At 78.2% G+C, this 13,148-nt stretch carries 9 protein-coding genes; 1 reads left to right on the top strand and 8 read right to left on the bottom strand.

The genetic code is table 11. From position 1 onward, the window contains the following. Positions 1-180: 180 nt before the first annotated feature. Together ACPC54_RS00380 and ACPC54_RS00385 are read right to left on the bottom strand one after the other, a co-directional pair. The gene (locus ACPC54_RS00380) at positions 181-834 is read right to left on the bottom strand and encodes a class I SAM-dependent methyltransferase (protein WP_498959539.1); all 654 of its coding nucleotides are present in this window, start codon (positions 832-834) and stop codon (positions 181-183) included. Positions 835-952: 118 nt separating this feature from the next. Next, entirely contained in the window at positions 953-2,278 is a 1,326-nt protein-coding gene (locus ACPC54_RS00385) for a M48 family metallopeptidase (RefSeq protein ID WP_498959541.1), read from the bottom strand. A 166-nt stretch (positions 2,279-2,444) separates the two neighbouring features. Between ACPC54_RS00385 and ACPC54_RS00390 the strand changes: the two genes are divergently transcribed. Next, entirely contained in the window at positions 2,445-3,530 is a 1,086-nt protein-coding gene (locus ACPC54_RS00390) for an alcohol dehydrogenase catalytic domain-containing protein (RefSeq protein ID WP_498959543.1), read from the top strand. A gap of 72 nt (positions 3,531-3,602) precedes the next feature. On the opposite strand, the gene ACPC54_RS00395 is transcribed toward ACPC54_RS00390, so the two are convergent. The 6 genes from ACPC54_RS00395 to lanL all read right to left on the bottom strand — a co-directional run bounded on the left by ACPC54_RS00395 (position 3,603) and on the right by lanL (position 13,061). Then, positions 3,603-3,776, bottom strand: a complete 174-nt coding sequence (locus tag ACPC54_RS00395) for a hypothetical protein (protein ID WP_498959545.1) — start codon at positions 3,774-3,776, stop codon at positions 3,603-3,605. A 38-nt stretch (positions 3,777-3,814) separates the two neighbouring features. Next, complete coding sequence (locus tag ACPC54_RS00400) at positions 3,815-5,659, bottom strand: ATP-binding cassette domain-containing protein (protein ID WP_498959547.1); 1,845 nt, start codon at positions 5,657-5,659, stop codon at positions 3,815-3,817. Between the two features lie 379 nt (positions 5,660-6,038). After that, positions 6,039-7,691, bottom strand: a complete 1,653-nt coding sequence (locus ACPC54_RS00405) for an ATP-binding cassette domain-containing protein (protein ID WP_498959549.1) — start codon at positions 7,689-7,691, stop codon at positions 6,039-6,041. Between the two features lie 93 nt (positions 7,692-7,784). After that, positions 7,785-7,928: a VenA family class IV lanthipeptide gene (locus ACPC54_RS00410; RefSeq protein WP_157882160.1), complete on the bottom strand. Its 144-nt coding sequence runs from the start codon at positions 7,926-7,928 to the stop codon at positions 7,785-7,787. Between the two features lie 148 nt (positions 7,929-8,076). Beyond that, entirely contained in the window at positions 8,077-10,083 is a 2,007-nt protein-coding gene (locus tag ACPC54_RS00415; protein WP_498959552.1) for an alpha/beta hydrolase family protein, read from the bottom strand. After that, the gene (lanL, locus tag ACPC54_RS00420; protein WP_498959553.1) at positions 10,080-13,061 is read right to left on the bottom strand and encodes a class IV lanthionine synthetase LanL; all 2,982 of its coding nucleotides are present in this window, start codon (positions 13,059-13,061) and stop codon (positions 10,080-10,082) included. Before lanL ends, ACPC54_RS00415 begins: the two co-directional genes overlap by 4 nt. Between the last annotated feature and the right edge of the window lie 87 nt (positions 13,062-13,148).

Here is a 13,148-nt window from a genome sequence, read left to right on the forward strand (position 1 = left end):
CCACCGTCCGCCGATGCTCTGCCTGGTGCTGCGCCGCCACCGTACCGTTCGAACCCCCGCCCGACAGCCCCGGCACGACGTTAGAGCATCGGCGCGGGGCCGTGGGGCCGATCGGGTGAGGCGGTGCCGCGGTCGGGCTCGCGGTCGGGCTCGCGGTCGGGCCCGTGGTCGGGCCCGTGGTCAGGCGGCGGCCCGGCGCAGGACCCGCAGCGAACCGGTGACCGAGACCTCCTCGAAGCCCTCGGCGAGCGCCCGCAGGTAGACCCGGTACGGGGCCTGGCCGCCGTCCGCCGGGTCCGGGAACACGTCGTGCACCACCAGCAGGCCCTCCGGCGCCAGGTGCGGCGCCCAGCCCTCGTAGTCGCCGGTGGCGTGCTCGTCGGTGTGCCCGCCGTCGATGAAGACCAGGCCGAGCGGCCGCCCCCACAGCGCGGCGATCCGCGGCGAGCGGCCGACCAGCGCCACCACGTGCTCCTCCAGCCCGGCCGCGTGCAGCGTGCGGCGGAAGCGCGGCAGGGTGTCCATCAGCCCCACCTCCTGGTCCACCAGCGTCGGGTCGTGGTACTCCCAGCCGGGCTGCTGCTCTTCCGAGCCGCGGTGGTGGTCCACCGTCAGCGCGACCGTGCCGGTCTCCCGGGCCGCCGCCGCGAGCAGGACCGCCGAACGGCCGCAGTAGGTGCCGATCTCCAGCACCGGCGCCCCGGTGCGGCGCGCCGCCGCCACCGCCGCCGCGTACAGCGCCAGGCCCTCGTCCACCGGCATGAACCCGGTGGCCGCCTCGAACGCCGCCAGCACCTCGGGCGCCGGGCGGGCGCTCTCCAGCAGGTCGGACATGCGGTGCTCCTCGGGGTCGTGCGGTCGGACGGACGTGCTCGGACCCTACTCGACGGTAGCGCCGCCCGTCCCCGCGGCCCGGGCGCCGGGAGCTCCCCCGCCGGGCCGCGGCCGCGGCTCAGGCGTTCAGCAGCGCGGCGGCGATCCGGGCGCGGTGCGGCGCGAGTTCGGCGGCGATCGCCGCGGTCTCGGCCGCGTCGGTGGTGACGGCGGCCTCCCGGGCCGGGGCGCGTTCGACCAGCGCGAGCCGCAGGTGGGTCGGCGGGTGGGTGGCGTCCACGGCGGCGCGCTCCCAGGCGCTGCAGCGCCGCAGCCGCTCGTGCTCGGTCGCGGGGACGGAGGCGAGGTGCTCGCGCAGCCGCTCCCAGAGCGCGTCCGGGGCCGTCGCCGCCGCGGGCGTTCCGGCGCCCGCCCGGGTCCGGACGGGCCGGCGCCGGCCCTCCGCGCGGAACCGGCTGACGGCGATGCTCACGGAGCCGTCGAGGAGGAGGGCGGCGAGCACGCCGCGGGCCGCCTCCGTCCCGCCGGCCCGGGCGGCGAGGGTGTCCGCGTGGTACTCCGCCTGGTGGCCGGCCCGCGAGGTGAGCCGGTCGAGCAGCAGCACCACCCGGTGCAGCAGCCAGGCGACGCAGGTCATCAGCGCGTTGGCGATCATCTCGCCGATCAGGATGAACAGCGGGGCGCCGGGGCGGCGCAGGCGGCTCGGGCGGGCCAGGTGGTACCAGGCGACCAGGGTGCCGATCGCACTGCCGAGCAGCAGCGAACGGCGGTGGTCGCCGTTGACGCGGTGGCCGAACTCGTGGCCGAGCAGGGCGATCCGCTGCTGCTCGTCGAGCGACTCCCAGAGCGGCAGGCCGAGGGAGAGGACGGACCGCCGGCGCAGGCCCACCAGCCCGAACGAGGCGTTGAAGTCCGCCTCGACCCGGATCACGTCCACCGGCGCCGCGCCGACCTCGTCGGCGACCCGGTCGGCGAGGCCGTACAGAGCCGGTGCCTCGGCGCGCGTGAGCACGCCGGAGTCGCGCGGCACCCGGCCGAGCCGCGGGCGCAGCAGGACGACGAGCCCGAGGGCGGCGGCTCCGATGCAGCGCAGCGGGGTGTTCCCGGTGACGAGGAGCCAGAGCCCCCAGCAGAACAGGGCGATGGTGCTGAGGTGGACGAGGGCGGCGACCGAGGAGGCCAGCAGCCAGTCGCGCCGTCCGGTGGCGCCGGCCCGCCCCTCCGCGAGCTCCTCGAACAGCCGGTCGGTGCGCTCGACGGCGGCCCGTTCGCGGCGGCCCGCGGTGACGGTCTCCCGGCTCGGGGCGAGGTTCCAGTCGCAGGCCGGGCACCAGGCGGTGAAGCGCGGGTCGGAGGTGAGGGGCTCACCGCACGAGGGGCAGGGCGCGGCATGGACGGCGGCGGGGGCGGGAGCGGGGGCCGCGGCGGGTATGTCGGTGGGCACGACCAGGGATGATGCCAGCGGGCCCGGGCGGTGTCATCACCCGACGAGGGCCGGTCGCCCGGGAGCACGGCTGCGCTGGAACGCGTTCTAGTCGGGTTCCGCCCGCCGTGCCAGAATCGCCCCGACCGTCGATCCGAGGCCCACGAACCACCCCGGGAGCAGCCCCATGCGCGCAGCCGTCCTGCACAAGACCGGCCAGGACACCCTCGACGTCCGCGACGACGTCACGGCGGTCGGCTTCGGCCCGGGCGCCGTACGGGTCCGGATGCGCGCCGCCAGCCTGTGCCACTCCGACCTGTCCGCGATGAGCGGCGTGCTGCCGCAGCCCGCGCCGTTCGTCCCCGGGCACGAGGGCGCGGGGGAGGTCGTCGAGGTCGGCGAGGGCGTCACCGGGCTCGCGGCCGGGGACCGGGTGGTGCTCTGCTGGATGGCCCCCTGCGGCCGCTGCGCGCACTGCGGGCAGGGGCGGGGCCACCTGTGCGTCGCCAGCCTGCGGCGGCTCGGCGCGCCCGGCTTCCGGCTGGAGGCGGACGGCACGGAGGCCTCCGGCTTCTACGGGACCGGGGCCTTCGCCGAGGAGGTGGTGGTCGCCGCGGACGCCGTCATCAAGGTGCCCGCCGACCTGCCGTACGAGGCCGCCGCGCTGATCGGCTGCGGGGTGACCACCGGCATCGGCGCGGCCGTCAACACGGCCCGGGTGGAGCCCGGTTCCTCGGTCGCGGTGATCGGCGCGGGCGGGGTCGGGGTCGCGGCCGTGCAGGGCGCGCGGGTCTGCGGGGCCGCGCGGATCACCGTCGTCGACCCGGTGGCCTCGCGGCGCGAGCGGGCGCTGGCCTTCGGGGCGACCGAGGCGCTCGCCCCCGAGGAGCTGAAGGCCGTCGCGAAGGGCCTGCCGGGCGGCGGCTTCGACTACGTCTTCGAGGCGGTCGGCCGCTCGGCCACCGTCCGGGCCGGCTACGACGCGGCCCGGCGCGGCGGCGCGGTGGTCGTCATCGGCGCGGGCGCGCAGGACGACCTCGCGCAGTTCACCATGGGCGAGCTGTTCTTCAACGAGAAGCGCCTGCTGCCCTCGCTGTACGGCGGGGCGCCGGTGGCGCGCACCATCGGGCTGGTCGTGGACCTGTGGCGGGCCGGGCGGATCGACCTGGCCGGCATGGTCACCCACCGGGTGGCGCTGGCGGACGTCAACCAGGCGCTCGCGCAGATGCGCAGCGGCGAGGCGCTGCGGACGGTCGTCACGCTGGGCGACTGAGCCGCGGAGCGTGCGAGGGCCCGCCGAGCTGTCGCTCGACGGGCCCTCGGCCGTGTGGCGGTGCTACCGGGATCAGACCTGCTGCGCGGCGGCGCGGTGGCGGCCGTGCGGGTCGGACTCCGGGGCCTCGTCGGCGGCGGAACGGCCGCGGTGGCGGCCGTGCGACGCGGTGTCCGCGGCCGTCTTCTCGTCGGCGTCGGTCCCGGTGGTCGCGGGTCCGGTGGTGTCGGTGAGGGTGTCGGACATCAGAATCGTCTTCCGTTTTTCGGTGCGAAGGGTGCAGGTCATCGACGCCCGGCCGGCGCTGTGGGGCGCGCGGCCCGGTCCCCGATCGGGCGCTCGGTACGCGCCCACAGCCGGTGATCGCGGCCCTGACCCGGCCACCATAACCGCCGGGTCGGACGAGATCCTATCGAGATCGTGGCGCCGGGATCATGGCGCCGGGGGGCCGCCCTGGGCCGATGGACCGGGCCCGACCCGAGCCAGTGGCCGACCAACTCCCGGTAGAGCGGGGACAGCACCTGCAGGTCGCCGTGCCGGGCGAGCACACCCCGCCCGCCGTCCACCAGCAGCACCCGGTCCGCCCGCAGCGCCGAACTGATCCGGTGCGCGATCACCACGAGCGTGCCCGGGCGGGCGGCGAAGGCCCGCTCGACCCGCTCCTCGGCGGCGGCGTCCAGGTGGCAGGTCGCCTCGTCCAGCACGACCACCGGGGCGGGGGACAGATAGGTCCGGACCAGCGCCAGCAACTGGCGCTCCCCGGCCGACAGTTCCCCCGGGTCGCGGAGCGTGCCGGCGAGCCCGCCGAGGCGCGCCACCAGCGCGTGCGCGCCCAGCCGGACGACGGCGGCGTGCAACTCGGCGTCCGGGACGGTCTCCGGGGCCGCGGGGTGCGGCCAGCACAGGTTCTCCCGCACCGAGCCGGGGAACACGTACGCCTCCTGCGGGAGCAGCGCCACCTGCCCAGGGCCGGCCGGCGGTGCCCCGTCCACGGTCACGGCGCCGCCGGTCGGCGCCAGCACCCCGGCCAGCAGCGCCGCCAGCGTCGACTTGCCCGCGCCGCTCGGCCCCACCACCGCCACGTGTTCCCCGGCGCGCAACGCCGCGTCCAGCCCGTCCAGGACGGGGGCGGCGGCGGGGCCGTGACCGTACCGGACGGCCCGCAGGCGGATCTCGCCGCCGCCCCGGCGGGCCGCTGCCGGGGGCCCGTCCGGGCGGACCGGCGGCGGCGCCGTCGTGACGGCCAGCCGGTCCAGCACCACCGCGAGGTTGAGCAGCCAGCCGCCGACCGTCCCGGCCAAGGTCCGTACCGCCGGGTCGAGTTGCTGCAGCAGGTAGGTGCCGACGCCCAGCAGCTCGCCCGGCGTCAGTGCGCCGTGCGCGAGCAGCCACGGCGCGGCCGCGAGGACGGCCAGCACCGGCAGCCGGCCGCCGAGCGCCACCACCAACGCGCGCAGCGCCGACGCCCGGCCCAGCGCCCGGGACGCGGCGGCACTGGCCTCGGCCGCCCCGGCCAGCGACGCGGCCACCCGCTTCCCGGTGCCCGTCGCCTGCACGTCCCGCAGCCCCTCCAGCGCGCGCCCCGCCTGCGCCGCCAGCCGCTCCTCGGTCAGGACCACCGCCCGCCGGCGCGCCACCATCGGCCGCAGCAGCCGGACGAACAGCACCCCCGCCGCCAGCAGCGGCAGCAGGACCAGCGGCAGCACGGCCGGCGCCAGCAGCGCCAGCCCCACCAGGGCCGCCGCCAGGGTGACCCCGACCCCGCGCAGGGTGCGCAGCAGGGTCGCGGTCAACTGCCGCGCGGACTCCACCTGTTCGGTGAGGCGGGCGATCTCCGCCGGATCCGCGGACGGCCGGGCCAGCGCGCTGCGGACCACCCGCTCCACCAGCGCGTCCCGCAGCGGCTCCACCACCCCGGCCAGGTACGGGAAACCGGCCCGCGAGGCGTACGCCCGTACGGCCGTCACCGCCCCGAAGCCGCCCAGCCACGCCACCCCGACCCCCGGCCGGCCCGCGAGGAACCCCTCGTCGACCGCCGCCGACACGAACAGCCCGGACAGCAACGGCGGCAACGCCTCCACCCCGGACCACACCGCCAGCCGCACCAGCGCCACCCGCGTGACCGCCAACTGCCGCCCCAGCAAACCCCACCCGGGCCCCACCCGGCCCCGCGCCCGATGCCTGCGCGCACTCACCGCTCCACCACTCCTCACACCCGCTCCCATCCCTTCGTCGCCCCGCCCCGGCCCCGGTCCCGCGGGCGAGCGGTGCGCAGGAAGTCGGCCTGGCCGACTTCCTGCGCGCATCCGCTGCTGCGACCTTCATCGCCGCCGATCTCCCGGCGCCCTTGGGCCCCGCGTCGCCCACCGCGTACCTCCTCTCCCGGCGGCCCCTGGCCGCGCGGTGCGCGAGAAGTCGAACCGGCCGACTTCTCGCGGAGACATCCCTCCGCACGAGCCGCGCGCAGAGAGTCCCGCGCAGGAGGTATGCGGCTCAGGGGCACGGGCGTCAGGCCGTTGCTGCTCGGAGGGCGGTGTCGGAAAGGGCGGCGCGGTAGTCGGGGTGGGGGAGCAGGTCGGCATGGGGGGCGAGGGCGCGGAGGTGGCCGGCGTCGAGCCAGGCGACGAGGTCGGCGCGAGCGGCGGCAGCGGCGCGGTGGGCGACGATCAGCCGGGTGCGGCCGTGGGTGGCGTGGTCGAGGGCCCGGGTGACCTGGTACTCGGTGGCGAGGTCCAGCCCCGAGGTGGCGTCGTCGAGGACGACGACCCGGGCGGGCTGGGCCAGCAGCCGGGCGAGGCCGAGGCGTTGCAGTTCGCCGCCGGAGAGCCGGAGTTCGTCGAGCGGGGTGTCCCACCCGGCGGGCAGCCGCCGCAGGAAGCCGTCCGCGCGGGCGGCCGCCGCCTCGGCCTCGCCCGCGCCGGCCAGGGCGTCGCGGACGGTCCGGCCGACCAGGGCCGGACGGCCGAAGGCGTAGCCGACCGCGTGCCGCAGCTCGGCCGGCGCGAGCGCGTCCACCGGGACGCCGTCGATCAGCACCTCGCCCTCGTCCGGGTCACGCAGCCGCCCGGGCAGCGCGGCGAGCAGGGACTTGCCGGAGCCGGAGCGCCCGACGAGCGCGACCGTGCGGCCGCCGGGGACGGTGAGGTCGAGCGGCCCGAGCAGCACCCGGTCGCCGTCGCGCACCACGACCGCCCGGAACGTGACCTCCCCGGGCCCGCCCGCCGGGAGCGCGGCCGTACCGGCGGGGGACGGCGCCAGCGCGAGCAGTTCGTCCGCCCGGGCCTGCCCGGCCCGTGCGTGCGCCACCCCGACCAGCGCCTCGACCTGCTCGAACAGTCCCGCGCCGAGCGCCGCCCAGCCGGCCGCCGCCGCGAGTGCCCCGGGGGCGAGGGTGCCGTCCGCGAGCAGCGCCCCGGCGGTGGTGAGCACCAGCACCTCGACCAGGGCGATCAGCAGGGTGGCCTGCCAGGCGGTCCGGCGCTGCGCCTCCCACAGTGCGTGCCCGGCCGCGGACAGGTCCGGCAGTGGCGCCAGCACCCGTGCGGCTTCGCGCTGTTCGGCGCCGGCGGCGCGGATGCTGGGCAGCCCGGAGAGGGCGCCGCCGAGCCGGGCGGCGAGGTCGGCCTGCACCTCCTGGTAGCGGGCGAACACCGGGCCGGCCTGGCGCAGGAAGAGCCGGATCAGCACCACCCCGGGCACCACGCCGGCGAAGAAGGCGAGCGCCAGCCAGGGCGACAGCAGGGCGAGCCCGAGGATCGCGCCCGCCGAGGTGAGCAGCGCGGTGGCGGCGCCGAGTACGGCGGGCAGCCGGCCGCCGGCGTCGCCGGCCGAGCCGAGCAGCCGGGCGGCGAGGTCCCCGGGCGGCGGTCCGCCGCGCAGGCGGCCGCCGGGGCCGAGGGCGAGCAGGTGGCGGACGAGGCGTCCACGCAGGTCGGCGGCGGCTTCGGCGGAGCAGGCCGGACCGGCCGCGGCCGCGACGGCGTTGGCCGCGGCGGCCAGCCCGAGGACGAGGGCGAGCAGCAGGGTGGCGTGGCCGGGCCGGTGGCCGAGGGCGGCGTCGACGGCTCCGGCGAGGGCGGCGGGCAGCGCGAGCGTGGTGGCGGCCTCGACGGGCAGGGCGAGGCCGAGCGCGAGGGTCCAGCCGGTGGGTCGCCGGGGCACGTCGGGGCTCCAGTTCAGCGGGTTCGGTGGGGAAAGCGGTGCCGTCCCCGCCTGTCCGGACAGGCGGGGACGGCACCCGGGGCTACTGCGCGATCAGCTGTTGGTGAAGATCAGGCAGGTCAGGATGAGACAGGTGTACTGGCAGCCGCTGCCGTGCCCGGTCAGCTCCACGGACTCGGTCTCCGGCAGGTCCTGCAGCGCCGCGAGGTCGGTCTCGAAGTCCACCATGTTCTCCATGATCGGGTTCCTCCCCTGGGGTTCGCCCGCGGCGATCTGCGTGCGGGCGTGGGGTGTTGCTCCCCGGGCGGCCTCCATCCGCCGCACCGGGGTGGTGCCCCGGGCCGTCGTGGGCCCGGGAGTTCGTGAATTCGGCCGAAGCGGCCGGTCAGCCCGGCCGGCCGGTGCGCAGGAACGCGGCCAGCAGCTCGTGCAGGACGGCGCCGCCCTCCTCGGCGAGCACCTCGTGGCCGGAGCCGGCCGCCTCGACGTACCGGAAGTCCGCGCCCTCCGTCCGGCCGATCCGCAGCAACTCGTGCCGCAGCGACCGGGACTGGCTGACCGGGACGACCTCGTCCCGGTTGCCGTGCACGACCAGCAGGGGCGCGGTGAGCCGGTGCGCGAGCTGCAGGACGTCGCGCGGGCCGCGGGCGTCGGCGATCGGCTCGCCGCCGCCGAGCCGGGTGGTCAACGCCCGTACGGGGGGCGCCGCTTCGGCCAGCAGGCGGGCGCCGGACAGGAACGGTGCGACGACCGCGCAGCGGGCGACCTGCCCGGTGGGCGCGTGCGCGGTCGCCAGCAGGGCCAGGAACGCGCCGTAGCTGACCCCGAACAGGGCCGGCGGTTCCAGCCCGAGTGCCGCCCGCTGCCCGGCGATCCCGTCCAGCAGGTACAGCGCGTCGTCCAGGTCGGGCCCGCCCCAGGCGCCCCGGATGGCCAGCGCGTGCGCCACTCCGTAGCCGGTGGAGCCGCGCTGGTTGGGCGCGACCACGGCCAGGCCTTCGGCGGCCATCCGCTGCAGGGCCGGGTCGAACTCCAGCCGCCAGGCGTCCGCCGGGCCGCCGTGCAGGGCCAGCACCAGGTGCGGGCTGCTCAGCCAGGCGTCCCCGCCATACACCACGGCCTCCAACGGGCCTGCCGGGCCCGCGAGTTCGAGGCTCTGTGCGGGCTGCCAGCGGCCGCCGTCGCCGGGTGGGGTGCTGCCGTCCAGCCGCCAGCCGGCGACCCGCGTCCCGGGCGGCGCGGTCCGGGTGGCGGGCGCCCCGCCGGGCTGCCAGGGCAGTACGGTGTCCCGCCAGGGGCCCGGCAACCCCGAGCCCAGCGGGGCGAGTTGGAGTGGCAGTGGCATCGGTCCGGCGGTGGCCGGGGCCGGGCCGTGGGCCAGCAGCGCGTCCACGTCCAACGTGGCCAGTGCCGCCGGATGGTCGGGGGAGGAGTAGGGCAGCCGCAGCCCCGCGGTGCTCCAGTGCCCGACCGCGCCGAGCCGCCCGGGCGGCACCGGCAGCGGGTCCAGCCGCCCCAGGTCGGGCCGCCACAGGGCGAGCGCCGAACCGGCGCCGTGGTCGATCTGCACGGCGACCCGCGGGCCGTCCGCCGCCTGCCGCAGCGCGACCGGCCGCAGGACCATGCCCGTCACGTGCAGGCACTCCGGGAAGCGCAGCGGCTCCCCACCGCCGAGCACGCCCCAGCCGAGCCGGTCGGTGCCGGGCGCGTCGCTGCGCACCATCGCGAAGCGGCTGTCCGGGTCGAACAGCACCAGCCGGTCGTTGCTGCGCTCGCCGATCTCCAGCAGCGGGGTGACGGCGCCGCTGCGCAGGTCGAGCACCACGCTGCGGACCAGTCCGGCGTTCACCCGGTCCAGCGCGAGCAGCGCGCCCGCGTGGTCCAGCCAGGCGCCGCCGCCGTGCAGCCCGGGGAACTCGGCGACCCGCTCGGGTTCGCTGCCGTCCGTCCGGATCAGCCAGGCGGTGGTGGCCGGACGGGTGTCCGTGCCGAGTGCGACCGCCACCGGCGCGCGCGGCCCGGCGCCGGGCTGGGCGGGGAGCGCGATCAGGCGCAGCCCGGGCATCCGAAGCGTCGCCAACTGCTGCTCCACGGCGGTCGGTTCGCCGTACGAGAGGCGGACCAGGTCGTGCCGCTCGCCGTCGTGCCGGCAGACCAGCACCGAGCCGTCCGGCAGGGCGAGCAGTTGCGAGTGCAACTGCTCCGAGCGGTTCCCGGAGAGCGGCAGTGCGAGCGGCGCGGCCGGCCCGCCGTCCGCCGGGAGCCGCCAGCTCTCCACGTACCAGCCGCCGTCCGCCGCCGAGGCGAGGCAGGCGGCGTGGCTGCCGTCCCCGGCGAAGCCGAAGCTCAGCCGGCGCAGCGCCTGGGTGTCGGTGCCGATGACCACGTTCACGCCCCGCTCCCCCCGCTCGACGCGCCCGCCTCGCACGGGAGCCGGCCGGCGGCGGGCGGCAGCGCGTCCAGCCAGAGCCGGGGGCCGCCGTGCCGCAGCCGCAGCAGGAAGGCCAACGCGCCCGCGGTGCCCGTCCCGTAGCCGGCCGCGCAGCCGGTGCCGGTCTCGTCGGGCAGCACCAGCAGGCCGTCCCGCCGGGCCGACCGGGCCGCGATGAGGTGGGCCAACTCTTCGGCCCCGGTGTGGAATTCGGGCTCCCCGGTGGCCTCGGCGAGGTCCAGCAGGTACTCGCCGTCGCCGGCCAGCCCGTGGCAGGCGCTGACCCCGCTGTGCCAGCGCCCGGCCAGGACGGCCCGCCCGGCGGCGCAGGCCAGCTCCCGGACGGCCGGGTCGCCGGTCGCCTGCCAGAGCCGGAGCAGGAAGCCGCCCGCGCCGGAGGAGCCGCTGCACCAGTGCGAGAGGCGCACGTGCTCCGGGTCGCCCGCGCTCTGCGGCCACCAGGCGGTGTCGCCGGGGCCTCGCCGGACGGTCGCGGCGAGCGTCCGCCCGGCCTCGACGGCGGCGGTGAGCAGCGCGTCGTTCCTCGGCGAGCTGCCCTCCGGCGCAGCGCTTCCCGGTGCCGCGGCCGGCAGCCGGTCGGCGGCGGCCAGCAGGAAGGCGCCCACGCCGGCCGCGCCGTGCGCGAAGCCGAGATGGGTGATCCCGGCGAGCGCGGAGTCGAAGTCCGCCGGCACCGGCCACACCGTTCCGCCCGGCTCGCGGCGCGCGGCGCCGAGCAGGGCGTCGGCGCAGCGGGCCGCGCGGTCGAGGAAGGCGGACCGCTCGTGGACCAGGAACTCGTCGGCGGCGAAGCGGAGTTGGGTGAAACCGGAGCCGGCCGTGCCATGGCAGACGTCCGGGTTGGGCCACTCCAGCGGCAGTCGGCGGGCGAGCCCGGCGGCCCGCCCGGCCAGGCCGGCGTCCTCCAGTGCCCGGGCGGCGTCCAGCAGGGCCCAGGCCGCGCCGGCGCGCCCGAAGTGCAGGCCGGGGAGTATCAGCGGTTCGGCGGCGATCCGGCGTTCGATCCACCCGGCGGCGGTGCGCGCCGTCCGCGCGGCCTCCTCCCGCACCTCGCCGGGCAGGCCCTCGGCCACCACCGCCCGCGCCAGCACGGCCAGTACTCCGGCGGCGCCGTGCTGCACGTTGCACGGGTCCGTCCGCTCCCCGGCGGGCACGGCCGGCCAGAGCCGGTCCCGGCGCTCCGGTGTCGCGGTCGCGGTGAGGTGCCGCAGGCCGTCCTGCAGGACACGGTCGAGCGCCGCGCCGCCGGACGGCGCGCCGCCGGACGGCGTGCCGCCCGGCGCCGGGCGCGCGAACCGGTCGATGTCGGAGGAGCCGCCGCCCGGCCGGGCCGGGGCCTGCCACAGCCGCGTGACCACGGCCTGCCGGGGCCCGGCAGGGCCGCCGCCGAGGCAGGCCCGTACCCGGGCGAACCCCCAGCGCCGCTCGGGCTCCTCGGCGCGCAGCCCGAGGATCGCGGGCGCGAGCCGGCGCGCCGTTTCGCCCGTCCGGGCGGCGAGGTCGAGCCAGCGGCCGAGCCGTTCGGCGACCGGGCGGGCCTGCGGCAGGTCCTCGGGGAGCAGCGGGTCGTGCCCGGTGGCGAGCAGGAAGAGCAGCCCGCCGAGGGCGTAGCGGTCGACGGCCGGGTCGGCCGTGCAGACGGCGCGCGCGCCGCCGAGCAGGCCGAGCCGGCCGGGCCCGTGCTCGGGCGCCCGGTAGCCGGGTGTCCCGGCGGCGCCGACGGTGCGGCCGGCGTCGGCGGCCAGTTCGAGGTCGACGAGCCGCAGCTGCCCGTCCGGTCGGACCATCACATTGCCGGGGGAGAGGTCGCGCAGCACCAGCCCCTGGGCGTGCACCCGCTCGACCAGGTCGACCAGCGCGTGCGCGACCGGCCCGGCCTCGGCCCAGTCGACGTCCGGGCTGCCGTCGCGCCGCAGCCGGGCGGCGACCCAGCTGCCCAGCGGCTGTCCGGCGATTCGTTCCTGCACCAGGAAGACGGAGTCCTCCTGTTCGACCAGTTCCACCGCGCGCGGCGCCAGCTCCTGCCCGGCCAGCCGGTCGAGCAGCGCGGCCTCGTGCCGCAACGCGTCCCGGGCGTCCGTCCCGGCCCGGTCGACCTCGATGTGCGCCCGGGCCTGCTTGACCACGACCTCGGCGTCGCCGTGGGTGTCCCGTCCGAGGAACACCCCGCCCTTGGCGCCGTGCCGTACGGCGGCCGTCACCGCGTACCGCCCGGCCAGCAGCACCCCGCCGGACCGTTTCCCCGGCCGGGCCGCACCCGCGCCCACCCCCGCCAGCGGGTCCCGCGCCCACCCCGGCGCCCGGAACGACCCCCCGCGCACGTCCTCGGCCCGTTCCCCGCCCGGCCCGCGCAGCACCGAGCGGTACTCCCCGTCGTTGCCCAGCTCGGCCGGCAGCGCGATGGCGCCGTACCGGTAGTGCACCCGGCTGCCGGGCCGGTAGGGCCGGTCGGAGAGCACGACGGGCCCGGGCAGTCCGGCCGTCGCCCGGTCGAGTTCGGCGGCGAGCCGCTGGAACTGCGCCTCGCCGGCCGGGTACACGGTGATGAACTTGCCCGCCGACCCGCGGTCGCTGTTGCGCGAGTTGAGTTCGTGCAGCCGCTCCTGCCGGGCGGCGAACTTGAAGGCGCACGGGTCCTGGGCGAGCACCCGGACGACGGCCGCGAGGACGGCCTCGCCCGCCGCCGAGGCCGCGCTCACGTGCAGTTTCCACCCCTGCCCGGGCAGGGGTGCGGACGCGGACGGCCTGGCCGTGCACCAGAAGCCCTCGACGGTGACGTCCCAGCCGCCGTCGTCTCCCCGGCCGCCGGTGCCGGCCAGCGCCGCCCGCGTCGCGTCCGGCCACGTCCCGGCCGCACCCGGCCCGTGGCCCACCGATCCCCCGCCGCCGGCCGTACGCAGCGATGTGCCCGCTTCCATCCGCCACCACATCCCTTCGTCTCCGCCGCCGCCCCGGGTGCCCACTGCTTCCGGCACCCGGCGCGCGGCCCGGCCTGATCGGTCTCC

Origin of the sequence: Kitasatospora sp. NPDC094028, from assembly GCF_049543595.1 — a bacterium.
In the GTDB taxonomy this organism is placed as follows: domain Bacteria; phylum Actinomycetota; class Actinomycetes; order Streptomycetales; family Streptomycetaceae; genus Kitasatospora.

Excerpts from the sequence above, each read along its gene's own strand:
- ACPC54_RS00380 (WP_498959539.1), bottom strand. The coding sequence starts at position 834 with ATGTCCGACCTGCTGGAGAGCGCCCGCCCGGCGCCCGAGGTGCTGGCG.
- ACPC54_RS00390 (WP_498959543.1), top strand. The coding sequence starts at position 2,445 with ATGCGCGCAGCCGTCCTGCACAAGACCGGCCAGGACACCCTCGACGTC.
- ACPC54_RS00395 (WP_498959545.1), bottom strand. The coding sequence starts at position 3,776 with ATGTCCGACACCCTCACCGACACCACCGGACCCGCGACCACCGGGACC.
- ACPC54_RS00410 (WP_157882160.1), bottom strand. The coding sequence starts at position 7,928 with ATGGAGAACATGGTGGACTTCGAGACCGACCTCGCGGCGCTGCAGGAC.
- lanL (WP_498959553.1), bottom strand. The coding sequence starts at position 13,061 with ATGGAAGCGGGCACATCGCTGCGTACGGCCGGCGGCGGGGGATCGGTG.